The organism is Mycobacterium sp. IDUB_39, from assembly GCF_055419205.1.
In genome coordinates this window covers 223,586-237,452 of the sequence record NZ_JBVAXF010000007.1, presented here as the reverse complement: position 1 = coordinate 237,452, position 13,867 = coordinate 223,586, and the positions used below count along the sequence as shown (strand labels likewise).

At 66.2% G+C, this 13,867-nt stretch carries 14 protein-coding genes; 7 read left to right on the top strand and 7 right to left on the bottom strand.

Annotated features, from left to right (window positions below; translation table 11 throughout):
- Positions 1 to 26: 26 nt before the first annotated feature.
- Genes ACZY0X_RS25515 through ACZY0X_RS25505 form a run of 3 tightly spaced genes read right to left on the bottom strand, consistent with a single transcriptional unit; the run spans position 27 to position 1,366 of the window.
- Positions 27 to 323, bottom strand: coding sequence for a DUF503 domain-containing protein (locus tag ACZY0X_RS25515; protein WP_463774383.1), 297 nt, complete (start codon positions 321 to 323; stop codon positions 27 to 29).
- 7 nt (positions 324 to 330) lie between these two features.
- Complete coding sequence (lppK, locus tag ACZY0X_RS25510; protein WP_463774381.1) at positions 331 to 852, bottom strand: lipoprotein LppK; 522 nt, start codon at positions 850 to 852, stop codon at positions 331 to 333.
- A gap of 10 nt (positions 853 to 862) precedes the next feature.
- Positions 863 to 1,366: an MTB12 family secreted protein gene (locus ACZY0X_RS25505; RefSeq protein WP_463774380.1), complete on the bottom strand. Its 504-nt coding sequence runs from the start codon at positions 1,364 to 1,366 to the stop codon at positions 863 to 865.
- A 145-nt stretch (positions 1,367 to 1,511) separates the two neighbouring features.
- Between ACZY0X_RS25505 and arc the strand changes: the two genes are divergently transcribed.
- The gene (gene arc / locus ACZY0X_RS25500; protein ID WP_463774378.1) at positions 1,512 to 3,350 is read left to right on the top strand and encodes a proteasome ATPase; all 1,839 of its coding nucleotides are present in this window, start codon (positions 1,512 to 1,514) and stop codon (positions 3,348 to 3,350) included.
- A gap of 470 nt (positions 3,351 to 3,820) precedes the next feature.
- Positions 3,821 to 4,684: a GGDEF domain-containing protein gene (locus ACZY0X_RS25495; RefSeq protein ID WP_463774377.1), complete on the top strand. Its 864-nt coding sequence runs from the start codon at positions 3,821 to 3,823 to the stop codon at positions 4,682 to 4,684.
- Here ACZY0X_RS25495 and ACZY0X_RS25490 read toward each other — a convergent pair.
- Positions 4,673 to 5,824 carry a hypothetical protein gene (locus ACZY0X_RS25490; protein ID WP_463774587.1) on the bottom strand — a complete coding sequence of 384 codons (1,152 nt, stop codon included), beginning with the start codon at positions 5,822 to 5,824 and terminating at the stop codon, positions 4,673 to 4,675. The genes ACZY0X_RS25495 and ACZY0X_RS25490 overlap by 12 nt on opposite strands.
- A 38-nt stretch (positions 5,825 to 5,862) precedes the next feature.
- On the opposite strand from ACZY0X_RS25490, the gene ACZY0X_RS25485 reads away from it, so the two are divergent.
- A complete protein-coding gene (locus ACZY0X_RS25485; protein WP_463774376.1) occupies positions 5,863 to 7,245 on the top strand; it encodes a HAMP domain-containing sensor histidine kinase in 1,383 nt (460 codons plus the stop codon).
- Here ACZY0X_RS25485 and ACZY0X_RS25480 read toward each other — a convergent pair.
- From ACZY0X_RS25480 to ACZY0X_RS25470, 3 genes are read right to left on the bottom strand one after another with little or no spacing between them, the layout of a single operon-like run.
- Positions 7,206 to 7,895: a response regulator transcription factor gene (locus tag ACZY0X_RS25480; protein WP_463774374.1), complete on the bottom strand. Its 690-nt coding sequence runs from the start codon at positions 7,893 to 7,895 to the stop codon at positions 7,206 to 7,208. The two genes, ACZY0X_RS25485 and ACZY0X_RS25480, sit on opposite strands and share 40 nt — an antisense overlap.
- Positions 7,896 to 7,927: 32 nt before the next feature.
- The gene (locus ACZY0X_RS25475; protein ID WP_463774372.1) at positions 7,928 to 9,109 is read right to left on the bottom strand and encodes a hypothetical protein; all 1,182 of its coding nucleotides are present in this window, start codon (positions 9,107 to 9,109) and stop codon (positions 7,928 to 7,930) included.
- Positions 9,106 to 10,341 (bottom strand): metal-dependent hydrolase family protein, encoded by a 1,236-nt coding sequence (locus tag ACZY0X_RS25470; protein WP_463774371.1) that lies wholly within the window; start codon positions 10,339 to 10,341, stop codon positions 9,106 to 9,108. Before ACZY0X_RS25470 ends, ACZY0X_RS25475 begins: the two co-directional genes overlap by 4 nt.
- Before the next feature lie 64 nt (positions 10,342 to 10,405).
- On the opposite strand from ACZY0X_RS25470, the gene dop reads away from it, so the two are divergent.
- The 4 genes from dop (at position 10,406) to prcA (ending at position 13,813) form a co-directional block, all read left to right on the top strand.
- Positions 10,406 to 11,914 carry a depupylase/deamidase Dop gene (gene dop, locus ACZY0X_RS25465; protein WP_463774370.1) on the top strand — a complete coding sequence of 503 codons (1,509 nt, stop codon included), beginning with the start codon at positions 10,406 to 10,408 and terminating at the stop codon, positions 11,912 to 11,914.
- 89 nt (positions 11,915 to 12,003) lie between these two features.
- The gene (locus ACZY0X_RS25460) at positions 12,004 to 12,195 is read left to right on the top strand and encodes a ubiquitin-like protein Pup (RefSeq protein ID WP_241405612.1); all 192 of its coding nucleotides are present in this window, start codon (positions 12,004 to 12,006) and stop codon (positions 12,193 to 12,195) included.
- Positions 12,192 to 13,073 carry a proteasome subunit beta gene (gene prcB, locus ACZY0X_RS25455; protein WP_463774368.1) on the top strand — a complete coding sequence of 294 codons (882 nt, stop codon included), beginning with the start codon at positions 12,192 to 12,194 and terminating at the stop codon, positions 13,071 to 13,073. The genes ACZY0X_RS25460 and prcB overlap by 4 nt, the downstream gene beginning before the upstream one ends.
- On the top strand, positions 13,070 to 13,813 hold the full coding sequence (prcA, locus tag ACZY0X_RS25450) for a proteasome subunit alpha (RefSeq protein WP_463774367.1): 744 nt from the start codon (positions 13,070 to 13,072) through the stop codon (positions 13,811 to 13,813). Before prcB ends, prcA begins: the two co-directional genes overlap by 4 nt.
- Positions 13,814 to 13,867: the final 54 nt, after the last annotated feature.

Sequence of the window (13,867 nt, the reverse complement as noted above, 5' to 3'; positions counted from 1 at the left end):
GTCCTCGTCGCTGCTGCGACAGCTGCCTAATCGTCGGTGCTGCGACGGAAACCCCGCCGGACCGACAGCAGGTCCAGCTCGGGACGAGCGGCGACGAGCCGTTCGGCTGCGTCGAGCACATCGACCACATGGCCTCGCTCGGCGGCGACGACGGCGACGCCGATCCCGGCCCGCCTGTGCAGGTCCAGATCGCCGGTCTCGGCCGCCGTGACCGCACACCTGCGGCGCAGTTCGGCGAGCACCGGGCGCACGACTGAGCGCTTCTCCTTCAGCGAGTGCACGTCACCGAGGAGCAGGTCGAACTCGAGCCAGCCGATCCACACCTCGGTGTCAGCCCGTGGGTGTCGGGCTGGGGCTGGCGGCGCTGACGAGTGGCAGCAGTTGGTCGGCGCTGCGCCGGGTCAGCTGCCAGCCGTCGCGCAGGGGACTGAACTGCATGGGGTAGCTGAACGGCCTGGCGGCCGGGGCGCTCGACCCGATGGTGACGTTGGCGGTGATGTCACCCGGCTGTCCCGCCCATGCCAGGTCGGTCGCCGTGACGGTCAGCGGGGCGAACCCGTTGGCGGCGAGTGCCTCGCCGAAGTTCTTCAGCGCGGGCTCGTCGTCGACGGTGCCGTACTGCAGCAGCCCCACCTTCTGCTCAACGGGAATCGACGGGTCGGCAAGCCGGTACACGACGTCGGCCAGCACTTCGGGGGCGGGCAGAGGCGCCACGGGCGGTGCCACCTCGGTGGTGGCGGTGCGGGGCGGTGGCCCTGGCTGGGCGTTGCGGGCGTCATCACCGCACCCGGACAGCCCGAACGCCGCCACCAAGGTGACGGCGCTCAGGACTCGTGCGGGGGTGCGACGCACCAGCGTCGGATTAGCCGACCGACGACAACAGTGCGAGCGCGGATGCCTTCGAGACCTGCCAGCCGGTGGGGCTTGGGCCTGCGACGAACGTCATGGGCTGCGTTGCGGTGGCGCCGGTGGCGGCCGTGGCGGTGACGTTCGCGGTGGCGAGCGGCCCGTTCTGGTCGACGTCGGAGACCACGAAGGACAGCGGGAAGTAACCCTCGGCCTGCTTCTGCCTGAACTTGCGGTCAGCGCCGACGGTCTCGATGCGGCCGAGGCCACCCTCGATGTAGACCTGCTTGCCGGAGAACGAACCGGGGCCGGCGAGACCGCTGAGGGTCTGAACCAGAGGTGCCTGAAGGTCGGGTGCGGGGGCCTGCGGAAGCGGAATGTCCCAGACGACGGGTTGGACGGCCGGTGCCTGCGACGGCGCGCCCGATGCAATCGACGTCACACCACCCGCTGCAGCGGCTACCACAGCAACTCCGGCCGCTGTGGTCACGAAGCCGGTAACGAGGGTTTTCAGGGTCACGGCGGTCCTTTCGATCGGCCCAACTGAACTCAAAGGCTAACAGTGATATGGGTGTGTCGAATTCCTACACCGCACACAAAGACTGAATCGCCGGTAGCGTTGAAGGTGTTACTGCACCAACTTTCGGTGCGGGGAGGAGCGCAATATGAGTGAGTCAGAGCGTTCTGAAGGCCTCGGAACTCCCACATCAAGCAACGGCATGTCAAGTGACGACGCTGCCGAACTGGAAGAACTTCGGCGCGAGGCCGCGATTCTGCGTGAGCAGATCGCGGATGTCGCCGGCGCTTCAGGGGGTGCGCGCAGCGGCCGGGACATCCACCAGCTGGAGGCCCGGATCGACTCGCTCGCAGCGCGGAACGCCAAGCTCATGGACACCCTCAAGGAGGCCAGGCAGCAGTTGCTGGCCCTGCGCGAGGAGGTCGATCGGCTCGGCCAGCCCCCGAGCGGCTACGGCGTCCTGCTCACCACGCACCCCGACGACACCGTCGACGTGTTCACCTCGGGGCGCAAGATGCGCCTGACCTGCTCACCGAACATCGAGGTCGGCACACTCAAGCAAGGCCAGACCGTTCGCCTGAACGAGGCGTTGACGGTCGTGGAGGCCGGCAACTTCGAGTCGGTCGGTGAGATCAGCACGCTGCGTGAGGTGCTTGATGACGGCCACCGTGCCCTCGTGGTCGGCCACGCCGACGAGGAGCGCATCGTGTGGCTCGCCGAGCCGTTGGTCGCGGCCGGGCTTCTTCCCGACGCCGTCCCGGACGGTGAACTGGATGACGACCTGCGGCCTCGCAAGCTGCGGCCGGGCGACTCGCTGTTGGTGGACACCAAGGCGGGTTACGCGTTCGAGCGCATCCCCAAGGCCGAGGTCGAGGATCTGGTCCTCGAGGAGGTCCCCGACGTCAGCTACGGCGACATCGGCGGCCTGACCCGACAGATCGAGCAGATCCGCGACGCCGTGGAGCTGCCGTTCCTGCACAAGGATCTCTACCGCGAGTACTCGCTGCGGCCGCCCAAGGGCGTGCTGCTGTACGGCCCGCCCGGATGCGGCAAGACCCTCATCGCCAAGGCCGTCGCCAACTCGCTGGCCAAGAAGATGGCCGAGCTGCGCGGCGAGGACTCCCGCGAGGCGAAGTCGTACTTCCTCAACATCAAGGGCCCGGAGCTGCTCAACAAGTTCGTCGGCGAGACTGAGCGGCACATCCGCCTGATCTTCCAGCGGGCGAGGGAGAAGGCGTCCGAGGGCACCCCGGTGATCGTGTTCTTCGACGAGATGGACTCGATCTTCCGGACCCGAGGCACCGGTGTCAGCTCCGATGTCGAGACCACCGTCGTCCCGCAGCTGCTGTCGGAGATCGACGGCGTCGAGGGCTTGGAGAACGTCATCGTCATCGGCGCCTCCAACCGTGAGGACATGATCGATCCGGCGATCCTGCGGCCCGGCCGCTTGGACGTCAAGATCAAGATCGAGCGCCCGGACGCCGAGGCCGCGCAGGACATCTTCTCCAAGTACCTCACCGAGAACCTGCCGGTCAACGAGGACGATCTCGCCGAGTTTGGCGGTGACCGTGCGCTGACCATCAAGACGATGATCGAGAAGATCGTCGAACGGATGTACGCCGAGATCGACGACAACCGGTTCCTGGAGGTCACCTATGCCAACGGTGACAAGGAAGTCATGTACTTCAAGGACTTCAACTCCGGTGCCATGATCCAGAACGTCGTCGACCGCGCCAAGAAGTACGCAATCAAGTCGGTCCTGGAGTCGGGTCAGCACGGCCTGCGCATCCAGCACCTGCTGGACTCGATAGTCGATGAGTTCGCCGAGAACGAGGATCTGCCCAACACCACCAATCCCGATGACTGGGCCCGGATCTCGGGCAAGAAGGGCGAGCGGATCGTCTACATCCGCACGCTTGTCACGGGCAAGAGTTCGAGCGCCAGCCGGGCTATCGACACCGAGTCGAACCTGGGGCAGTACCTGTAGCTGTTTCAGCCCGGCGAGAGATCGCAGAATTGCCCGTTTCCATCGTGAATCGGGCAATTTTGCGTCCGTTCGCGACTCCATCAGATCCGCAGCAGTGACTAACGCTAAGGTCAACGGCAAAGTCGGGGGAATGGCGAGGCTGAGGTGACGATCGACTTGTTTCGCTACTCGGACACATGATCCCTGACGTACGGACGATGTGGATGGTCGTGGCCACCACCGCGTTGCTGTTCGGTCTTCTCGAGCTGTGGGCAGGGTCCGGGAAACGGCGAGATGCCGCAATGGTCATTTGGGGTACCGCCAATCTCGCCGGTGGAGTGGGCTCCGCTCTGTTGAGTGCTCATGGAACATTGCCTTACGCGTTATCGGAGGCAACCGCAAACGGTCTACTCGTCCTCTGCTGGAGCCTGATATGGGCTGGCGTACTGGCGTTCGCCGGTCAAAGAGTGCCATGGTGGGCGGTCGTATCCGTGCCGCTACTGCTGGTGATGGCCTGCCTGTATATCCCGCCATTTCCCACGGACATGGTGATGCGCATTCACTTCACGTCGATCTCCATCGTCCTCTACCTGGTGTTGATCGCCGTCGACGCATTGCGGGCCGAGCGTATCGAACGCCTGGTCATGCGACGAGTGTTGGCAGTGCTGTGCCTCGCGGCGGTGATTCCGGTCATGTGGCGCTCGATCAACGCCCAAATGGGCAGCGGGCCATACGCTCTGATGGCGAGTTCCGCAGCCACGGCAATGCCGTTGGTGGGGCTATTCGCCATGGCGATATCGGTCAACATCTGCGTCCTGCTCATTGGCCGGGAGCGGCTGGGAAACCAACTCGCACATGCCGCGGTCGAGGATGGCCTGACTGGGACGCTGAACCGCTCGGGATTTCTAGTCCGGGCGCAGCAGGTGGCAGACGAGTACTCGCAGGAGGGTCGCACGAGTTCAGTCGTCATCATGGACCTCGATGAGTTCAAGGCCACCAACGATCAGTACGGGCACGCGGCCGGCGATCTGCTACTCGCGGGCTTCGCCAAGATTGCGCAGAGCCAATTACGTACCGAGGACCTGCTGGGAAGAATCGGCGGTGAGGAGTTCTGTGCGCTGCTGGCGGGCGCCAGTGAACCGGACGCCGTTGCCATCGCCGACCGTCTTCGCCTGGTCTTCGCCGAGTCTGGATTTGATCATGCCGACGCCACCCTCACGGGCACGGTGAGTATGGGCGTCGCGCAGCTTGGTGTCGACGAGGATCTGGCCGCTGCCATCCAGCGTGCGGACCGGGCGATGTACCAGGCCAAGAAGAGTGGACGAGATCGCGTCATTCGCGCATCAAACGACTGAATCCCTCCTTTTCTCGAGTTCCAGATAGGCGTCCCGGCCCGCGAGGCTCACCGCCACGTCGGCGATCAGCGGTTCGAAGAACCGCTGCCGGTACAGCGGGTCGACGCTGGTGCTGACGGTGAAGTACAGACCGGAGAGCACGGCCACGAACAGTGACGTGTGCACGATAGTCTGCGGGATCGGGATGTGGATGCCGAACCACGTTCCGGCACAAGGTGGTTGACCGACCGCGCAGGTCTCCTCAGAGGACCACAGCACGGCCACCTCGTCGGGGATCGCGATGACGCCCAGTGCGAGAAAGAACGCGAAGAGCCCCGCGGTGAAGAACGCCACCTGGATGGCCTGTGACACCACCATCACGGCCACGACGTTGAACTGCTCGGCTCGCGACAGTGGTGTCCGCGCCGGATCGTGGTCGATACCGGCCAGCGGAGTCCCCGCCAGCAGCTCCCGGGGATCGCGCGGCCCGGCCCTATCGTCGCGCAGCGCACGTACCTCGTCGCGGATCGTGGCGATGACGAACAGCAGGGCCACCAGGGCCAGAAAACCGATGACCTGCCAGAGCCTTTGGCGCGTCATCCGTGCGGCGAGCTGCCAGAGTTCGCCCGTGAAGTAGACCACCACGGTCAGCATGAGAAGGGGCAGCGCCCGGCTCATGAGTGTGCCCAGAGCGCCCAGTTGCACCCATGCGAACCGGAAGGCCCAACCGGCGATCGATCCGAATCCCAAGTAGGTCAACCAGATCGCCAGCAGCGTGATGGCGACGAAGATCGGCGCTTCGGCGGCCGCCGCGCTGGACCACCCGCTCACCGTGATGGGCATGACGATCACGAAGATGGCGATGACGAGCGCGGCGGCACTGCGCCTGCCCGCCTCGCCGAGTCTGGTCCCCGTCCTGTGCAGCAGATGAAGCGCGAACGGGGCGGCCAACAGGACCGCGCCGATGACGCCCAGTCGCAATGCGTATCCGTAGTCGGGGCCCTCGCTGGTGAGTTCGGCCAGAAGCATCGTCGTGGCGGTCAGTGCGCCGACACCGCTGACCATCGGTGCGGAGCGCTTGATCAGGTCGCGTGAGCGCACCCGGCGGGTGAGCACCAGTGGCAGGCCGCGATGGAGGAACCACTCGTGCACCTGCTGCATGTCGGCCACGGCTCAAATTGTGATGGACTGGTGCCACTATGGCGAGAGGACTGACGTCGAACTGGGGTGTGTCGGCCCGATCGGCGTTCGTCGCGGCCACCGTGGTGTTCATCGCATTGGCCATCTCGGGCGCGGGTCTGGTTCTCGTCCAGTACGAGGCGATGCTGTTCGGCGTCGACAGCAAGGCGGCCGCCCGGGTGGCGGCCGTGGCCGAGGGCGTGCGGTCGGGTGGGCCCGCTGCGGTCGACGCGGCGCTGTTGGACACCGACGAATCCGTCGTCGCCATCCAGGTGATCGATGGCGAGGGGACCGTCGTCCTGCGCTCGGCGTCGGCACCGACCACCGCGCTCATTCCGATCGAGGACGTCGGCACCGGTCTGCGGATCGGGATTCGCGGCCGCTCAGCCCCCTACGGCAGCATCCGCTTCAGCGCGCAGACGCTCGACGGCCCAGATGGGCGGTACACGATTCTCGTCGGCGAGGGCAGCGCCGCGGTCACCGCGACGGTGCGCAACATCGCCATCGCGCTGGCCGTCGCGGCACCTATCGTCATCGGGGTGGCGGGCCTCGCCACCTACCTGCTGGTCCGGCGCTCAATGCGCTCGGTCGACGAGATCCGTTCCCGCGTCGCCGAAATCACCACCTCGGATCTGTCCGGCCGGGTGCCGGTACCCGCAAGTCGGGATGAGATCGCTGCCCTTGCAGTGACGATGAACGAGATGCTCGCACGCATCGAGTCGGGTCACGCTGCGCAGCAACGGTTCGTCGGAGACGCGTCCCACGAACTTCGGAGCCCGTTGACGTCCATCATCTCCGCACTGGAGGTCGCCGCCGCCCATCCCGAGGTCTTTGACGCCACTCTCGCTGCGGGAACCTTGATTCCGGAGGCGCAGCGGATGAAGGCGCTTATCGATGATCTACTGCTGCTCGCACGTGCCGACGAGCGCGGCCTGACCGTGGCACTCGACGACGTCGACCTCGATGACCTCACGGCCGCAGAGGTCGAGCAGTTGCGCCGCACGTCCTTGCTGGAGGTGACCACCGACATCCGGCCCGCCAGGATGACGGGCGATGCCGCAGCGCTGTCGAGGGTGCTGCGCAATCTGCTCGACAATGCGGCAAGACACGCAGCGTCACGGATCGACGTCGAGGTCGTGCCGGGTGATGGAGAGGTCGTGGTCAGGGTTGCCGATGACGGCCCCGGAATCCCGCTCGCCGAGCGGGTTCGCGTGTTCGATCGCTTCGTCAGGCTCGATTCGGATCGATCGCGCAGCGCAGGTGGGACCGGCCTCGGGCTGGCCATCGTTCGGGAGATCGTCGTGGCCCATGGCGGCACCGTGGCGATCGAGTCCGGGAATCCGGCCGGAACGGTGGTCAGGCTTCAGTTGCCCTTGGCACCGCTACCTGACACCAGGCGATAGCCCACACCCCGCACTGTCTCAATGGTGCTGGTGCCGAAGGGAACATCGATCTTGCGGCGCACGTAGCCGATGTACACCTCGACGACGTTATCGGCGCCCTCGTAGTGCGCGTCCCAGACGTTCTGCAGGATCTCGGTCTTCGTCACCACGGTGTCCTTGTTGCGGATCAAGAACTCGAGGAGGCCGTACTCGCGGGGTGTCAGGGCGATCTGCGTCGCTCCGCGTTGCACCATGCGCCGCGACGGATCCAACGTCAGCGTGCCGGCCGTGAGCACAGCCGGCGGGTGCGGCGCCGAACGCCGAACGAGCGCGCGCAGCCGGGCCACCAGGACGATGAACGAGAACGGTTTGGTCATGTAGTCGTCGGCGCCAAGGTCGAAAGCGTCGGTCTGGTCGTACTCGCCGTCCTTGGCGGTCAGCATCAGCACAGGCGTCCAGACGTCGCGGCTGCGCATCCGACGCAGCACCTCGTAGCCGTTGAGACCGGGCAGCATGATGTCGAGCACGATGGCGTCGAACTCGTCCTCGACCGCGTGCCACAGGCCGTCGACTCCGTTGGATGCCTCGACCACAACACAACCCTCGGCGCGGAGGCCGATGGCCAGGGTCGAGGCGAGCAGTGGCTCGTCTTCGACTACTAAGACTTTCATTGCGTGGATGATTCTTCCATCGAGGGAGTTCGTCAGGTTCGGTGGGAGCGTGCGACGTAGGCGCGGTATCGACCCCGCGCGAGCAGAACCACTCGGACGTCGTCGATCAGGGGGTCGAGGAACCGGGAACGATACTCGCCGTCGCCCACCGAGCGGGCGCTCACGTACATGAAGGTCAGCGCACCCAGAAACATCGCCACGTGAATGAGAGCCTGGGGGACGGGCAGCACCATGCCGAGCCAGGTGCCCTGTGGGTCGCCGTTCACCGTCAAGCGCGCCAGCAGTTGAGGCGTCAGCGCCACCATGCCCATGATGAGGAAGATCACCGAGGTGACCAGTGCCACGGCAGCGATCTGAACGAACTGGGACACCGCGACGACGAACGTCACGTTGACGCGTTCGCCGCGTGACAGCCCAGTGGTGAGGTGATCGCCATCGGGGCCGGGGTCGGGGTCTGGCATCGAGCCAAATGGCGTGTCCTGAAGTTGCTGGATGTCCTCGTCGCGCACGACGGCGGATGTCAACGTCGGGCGCACTCGCTCCACGACTCCGGTGCACAGGAATGCGCCGGCGATGGCAAGCATGAATCCGATGAGCAGCCACATCCTGTCGCGGCTGATCGTGGTGGCCATGGACCACACGGGACCGTTGAAGAACACCAGGACGGTCAACAGCAGCACCGGCAGGGCCCGAGTGAACAACACTCCCACCGACTTCAGATGCGCCAGCGTCAACCGAATCGACCAGCCCACCACGGATCCGATCCCCAGACCGATGGCCGCGAGGACCAGCGCCACCGCGACCGCGGTGGACACCAGGTCCGGAAGGATGGACAGGGGCTCGCTCGACACGACATCCACGAGGGCGCACACGATCAACGACACCGCCACGATCAGACTTCGCCCGCGTTGGCTGACCACTCGCGATGCCAGCACCGCGGCTCCGAGGGCCACCGGTGCAACGCCCAGCAGGACCGTGAGGATCACCCACTCGGCCGGTGTCGGGTGGGCGTCGATGTCGATATCCCTGCCGCCGGACGCCAGGGTGATGATCCGGATGGCCACGAAAACTGTTGTCAGCGCGACGAGTGCAGGCGCGCTGCGCCACCACAGGCGCCGCCAGCGGGCGCGCGGGGTGAGCACCGAGGGGAGGCCGTGCCGCAGGAACCACTGTTCGGCGGCGACGCGCTCGTCCACCTCGGCGGGGATCGTCATGACGTCAGCCGGAATCCGCCACGGTTGCTTGCGGCGACGCCATCCTTGAGCACTAGCAGAATGTTCGCGGCATCACCAAGAGAGTCGATGTCGGACAACGGGTTTCCGCGCACCACGACCAGATCGGCGATCTTGCCCGGCTCCACCGAACCCAGCGTCGCGTCCACACCGCACAGCTGCGCCGACGTCAAGGTGCCCGCCACGATCGCCTGCAGTGGCGTCAGCCCGCCGAACTGCACCAGCAGGCCCAGCTCCTTGAGATTGGTTCCGTGCGCCGGGCTCAGGCCCGCATCGGTGCCGACGGCGATGCGGATGCCTGCCGCGGCCGAGGCGTGCACCGAATCATGGGCCATCGCATGCCATTTAGCGCTCTTGGCGGCGCCCTGCGGTGATGCGGTGACGGGCTGCATGGTCTCGAGCAGGGTCGGCACCAGGAACGTGCCCTGCTCGACCATCTGATGGCGCAGATCGTCGTCGAGCGCGTAGCCGTGCTCAATGCTGTGGACGCCACCCTCGACCGCAGCGCGGATCCCGGCATAGCCGATGGCATGTGCGGCCACCGGTCGGCCGCCGTAGTTGCGTCCCTCCTCGACCACGGCCGAGATCGCCTCGCGTCGAAGGCCGAGCCACGTCGGGTCGTCGTTGGGTGAGGAGACACCGCCGCTTGTCGCGATCTTGATGACGTCGGCGCCGGCCCGGATGAGTTCTCGGGTCCTGGTCCGCGCCGCGTCGACGGTGTCGACGATCGATCCGCCGACCAGCGGGGTCAGGTCGATACCCGAGGGGAGGTGGAAGTCGGCGTGTCCCGACGTCTGGCTGAGCATGTTGATGGCGACCAGCAGCCGGGGGCCCTCGATCAATCCGTCGGCGATCGCCTCGCGGACGCCGGCGTCGACGCCCATCAGGTCGCGGGCGGTGGTCACCCCGTTGTGCAGTGTCGTGCGCAACCGCTCGATCAGTTGGAATTGGCCGTATGACGGCGGCTTGAGCGCCTTGTCGAGTGGCGGGCCGCCGGTGCCGGGGAGTCCGAAGTGGACGTGGCAGTCGAAGAAGCCCGGGCACACGGTGTTACCGCCGAGGTCGACGGCGTCGGCCGGTAGTTCGGCCGCCGGGTCGGCAGGCCCGGCGGATCGCACCCGCCCGTCAGCGATGACGATGACGGCGTCGGGCACAGCCGCCACGCCGGTGCCGTCGATCAGTGTGCAGTTGTGGAAAACCGTCGTCGCGCTCATTGGGGACTACTGCACCAAGTAACCACGCTGACCGCAACTACCTGGCGTCACCTAGGGTTGTCGGATGCAACGGATCATCGGAACCGAGGTCGAGTACGGGATTTCATCGCCGTCCGATCCGACCGCGAATCCGATCCTGACGTCGACGCAAGCCGTGCTCGCGTACGCCGCCGCCGCCGGGATCCAACGTGCCAAGCGCACCCGGTGGGACTACGAGGTGGAGTCACCACTGCGTGATGCGCGCGGATTCGACCTGAGCCGGTCGTCCGGCCCGCCGCCCATCGTGGACGCCGACGAGGTCGGTGCGGCCAACATGATCCTCACCAACGGCGCCCGCCTCTACGTGGATCACGCACATCCTGAGTACTCGGCGCCCGAGGTGACCGACCCGATGGACGCGGTGATCTGGGACAAGGCCGGTGAGCGCGTCATGGAGGCCGCTGCGCGTCACGTCGCGAGCGTGCCCGGCGCTGCCAAGCTGCAGCTGTACAAGAACAACGTCGACGGCAAGGGCGCCTCGTACGGTACGCACGAGAACTACCTGATGAGCCGGCAGACGCCGTTCTCCGCGGTGATCTCCGGGCTCACGCCGTTTCTGGTGTCACGCCAGGTCGTGACCGGCTCGGGCCGGGTCGGTATCGGGCCCTCGGGTGATGAACCCGGCTTCCAGCTGACCCAGCGCGCCGACTACATCGAGGTTGAGGTCGGTCTCGAGACCACGCTCAAGCGCGGCATCATCAACACGCGCGATGAGCCGCACGCCGATGCCGACAAGTACCGCAGGCTGCACGTCATCATCGGTGACGCCAACCTCGCCGAGACGTCGACGTACCTCAAGGTCGGCACCACGTCGCTGGTTCTCGACCTGATCGAGGAGGGCCACCAGCACGGTCTGGACCTCTCCGATCTGGCCTTGGCCCGACCCGTTCACGCGGTGCACGTCGTCAGTCGTGACCCAACGCTGCGCGCCACGGTGGCTCTCGCCGACGGCCGGGAACTCACAGCACTTGCGTTGCAACGCATCTACCTGGACCGGGTGGCCAAACTCGTCGACGCGAAGGATCCGGATCCGCGCGCCACTCATGTCGTCGAGACGTGGGCGGAGATCCTCGACCTGCTCGAGCGTGACCCGATGGAGTGCGCGGAGCTGCTCGACTGGCCGGCCAAGCTGCGTCTTCTCGAGGGCTTCCGCAGGCGCGAGAACCTGAGTTGGTCAGCCCCTCGACTGCATCTGGTGGACCTGCAGTACTCCGACGTCCGGCTGGACAAGGGTCTGTACAACCGTCTGGTTGCACGTGGATCGATGAAACGCCTGGTCACCGAGCAGCAGGTGCTGAGCGCGGTCGCCAACCCGCCCACCGACACGCGGGCGTACTTCCGAGGGGAGTGCCTGCGCCGGTTCGGTGCCGACATCGCCGCGGCCAGTTGGGACTCGGTGATCTTCGATCTCGGCGGCGACTCGCTGGTGCGGATCCCCACATTGGAGCCACTGCGCGGTAGCAAGGCCCACGTCGGGGCGTTGCTCGATTCTGTGAACAGTGCCGCAGAACTTGTCCAGCAGCTCACGAACTGAGTCTGCCCAGGAAATCTCGACCTCGAACGGTAGTGTGAAGTGACCGGTGGACAGCTGTGGAGTCCGTCGATGAGATGCAGGAGGCAGCGATGGCTCAGGAGCAGACCAAGCGCGGCGGTGGCGGCGGCGAGGACGATGACGTCACCGACACGGCCGCAGGCCAGGAGCGTCGCGAGAAGCTGACCGAGGAGACCGACGATCTGCTGGACGAGATCGACGACGTCCTCGAGGAGAACGCCGAGGACTTCGTTCGCGCGTATGTCCAAAAGGGCGGACAGTGACCTGGCCGCATAGCGACAAGTCCTCCAACCCCCTTTCCCGAGTATCTGCCATGGACTCCTCGTCCTTCTCGGAGATGCTGCGCGTGCAGGCACCCCATCTGCTGCCCGCGGGCGGTTCGGTGGGAGCCGACGGCGCGCCCGTGCCGACCAACGCGCTGCCGCACGGGACGACGATCGTCGCGCTCAAGTTCCCCGGCGGTGTCCTCATCGCGGGTGATCGACGGTCCACACAGGGCAATATGATCGCCGGCCGCGACGTGCAGAAGGTCTACATCACCGACGATTACACGGCCACCGGTATCGCGGGTACGGCGGCTATCGCCGTCGAGTTCGCGCGCCTCTACGCGGTGGAACTCGAGCACTACGAGAAGCTCGAGGGTGTTGCACTGACGTTCGCGGGCAAGGTGAACCGGCTGGCGATCATGGTGCGCGGCAACCTTGGCGCGGCGATGCAGGGCTTCGTGGCGCTGCCGCTGCTGGTGGGTTACGACCTGGACGATTCCGACCGCGACGGCGCCGGCCGCATCGTGTCATTCGACGCAGCCGGTGGCTGGAACGTCGAGGAAGAGGGCTACCAGTCCGTCGGGTCCGGCTCGATATTCGCCAAGTCCTCGATGAAGAAGCTGTACTCGCGTGTGACTGACGCCGAGTCCGCACTGCGGGTCGCCGTTGAGGCGCTGTACGACGCCGCTGACGACGACTCGGCGACAGGCGGACCCGACCTGGTCCGCGGTATCTATCCGACGGCAGTGGTGATCGCGGCCGACGGTGCCGAGGAGATCGCCGAGGAGCGGATCGCCGGACTCGCCCGCGAGGTCATCCAAAGCCGTTCGCGCGCCGACACCTTCGGCCCCGATGACGGTAAGGACAAGCTGTGAGCTTCCCCTACTTCATATCGCCCGAACAGGCGATGCGCGAGCGCAGCGAACTCGCGCGCAAGGGCATCTCGCGCGGTCGCAGCGTCGTTGCGCTGGCCTACTCCGGCGGTGTGCTCTTCGTCGCGGAGAACCCGTCGCGGTCACTGCAGAAGGTCAGCGAGCTGTACGACCGGGTGGGCTTTGCCGCCGTCGGCCGTTTCAACGAGTTCGACAATCTGCGCCGCGGCGGCATCCAACTCGCCGACACCCAGGGATACGCCTACTCCCGGCGCGACGTCACCGGCCGGCAGCTGGCCAATCGGTACGCGCAGGCGCTGGGCACGATCTTCACCGAACAGGCCAAGCCGTACGAGGTCGAGTTGTGCGTGGCCGAGGTCGCGCACTTCGGTGAGACCAAGGCTCCTGAGCTGTATCGGATCACCTACGACGGGTCGATCGCCGACGAGCCGCACTTCGTCGCCATGGGCGGCACGACCGAGCCGATCATCACCGCGCTGAATGACACCTTCACCGAGAACGCGAGTCTGGACGAGGCCGTCAAGATCGCCGTCGACGCGCTTTCGGCAGGTGCCGGAGGCAACGGCTCGGAGCCGCGTGTCCTCGGACCGAGCACGTTGGAGATCGCAGTGCTCGACGCCAACCGGCCACGTCGTGCCTTCCGTCGGATCACTGGCGCGGCGCTCGAGGCGCTGCTCCCGGAACCGCCGGCCAAGCCCGATGAGAAGGCGTCCGCGGACTAGGTCCGCGCCCACTCTCTCTCCTCGCCGCGCGACCTCACTGCGTTCGCAGTCGAT

What these genes read in the sequence shown, in the direction of transcription:
- arc (WP_463774378.1), top strand. Translation starts at nt 1,512, where the DNA reads ATGAGTGAGTCAGAGCGTTCTGAAGGCCTCGGAACTCCCACATCAAGC.
- ACZY0X_RS25490 (WP_463774587.1), bottom strand. Translation starts at nt 5,824, where the DNA reads ATGCAGCAGGTGCACGAGTGGTTCCTCCATCGCGGCCTGCCACTGGTG.
- ACZY0X_RS25485 (WP_463774376.1), top strand. Translation starts at nt 5,863, where the DNA reads ATGGCGAGAGGACTGACGTCGAACTGGGGTGTGTCGGCCCGATCGGCG.
- ACZY0X_RS25480 (WP_463774374.1), bottom strand. Translation starts at nt 7,895, where the DNA reads ATGAAAGTCTTAGTAGTCGAAGACGAGCCACTGCTCGCCTCGACCCTG.
- ACZY0X_RS25475 (WP_463774372.1), bottom strand. Translation starts at nt 9,109, where the DNA reads ATGACGATCCCCGCCGAGGTGGACGAGCGCGTCGCCGCCGAACAGTGG.
- ACZY0X_RS25470 (WP_463774371.1), bottom strand. Translation starts at nt 10,341, where the DNA reads ATGAGCGCGACGACGGTTTTCCACAACTGCACACTGATCGACGGCACC.
- dop (WP_463774370.1), top strand. Translation starts at nt 10,406, where the DNA reads ATGCAACGGATCATCGGAACCGAGGTCGAGTACGGGATTTCATCGCCG.
- ACZY0X_RS25460 (WP_241405612.1), top strand. Translation starts at nt 12,004, where the DNA reads ATGGCTCAGGAGCAGACCAAGCGCGGCGGTGGCGGCGGCGAGGACGAT.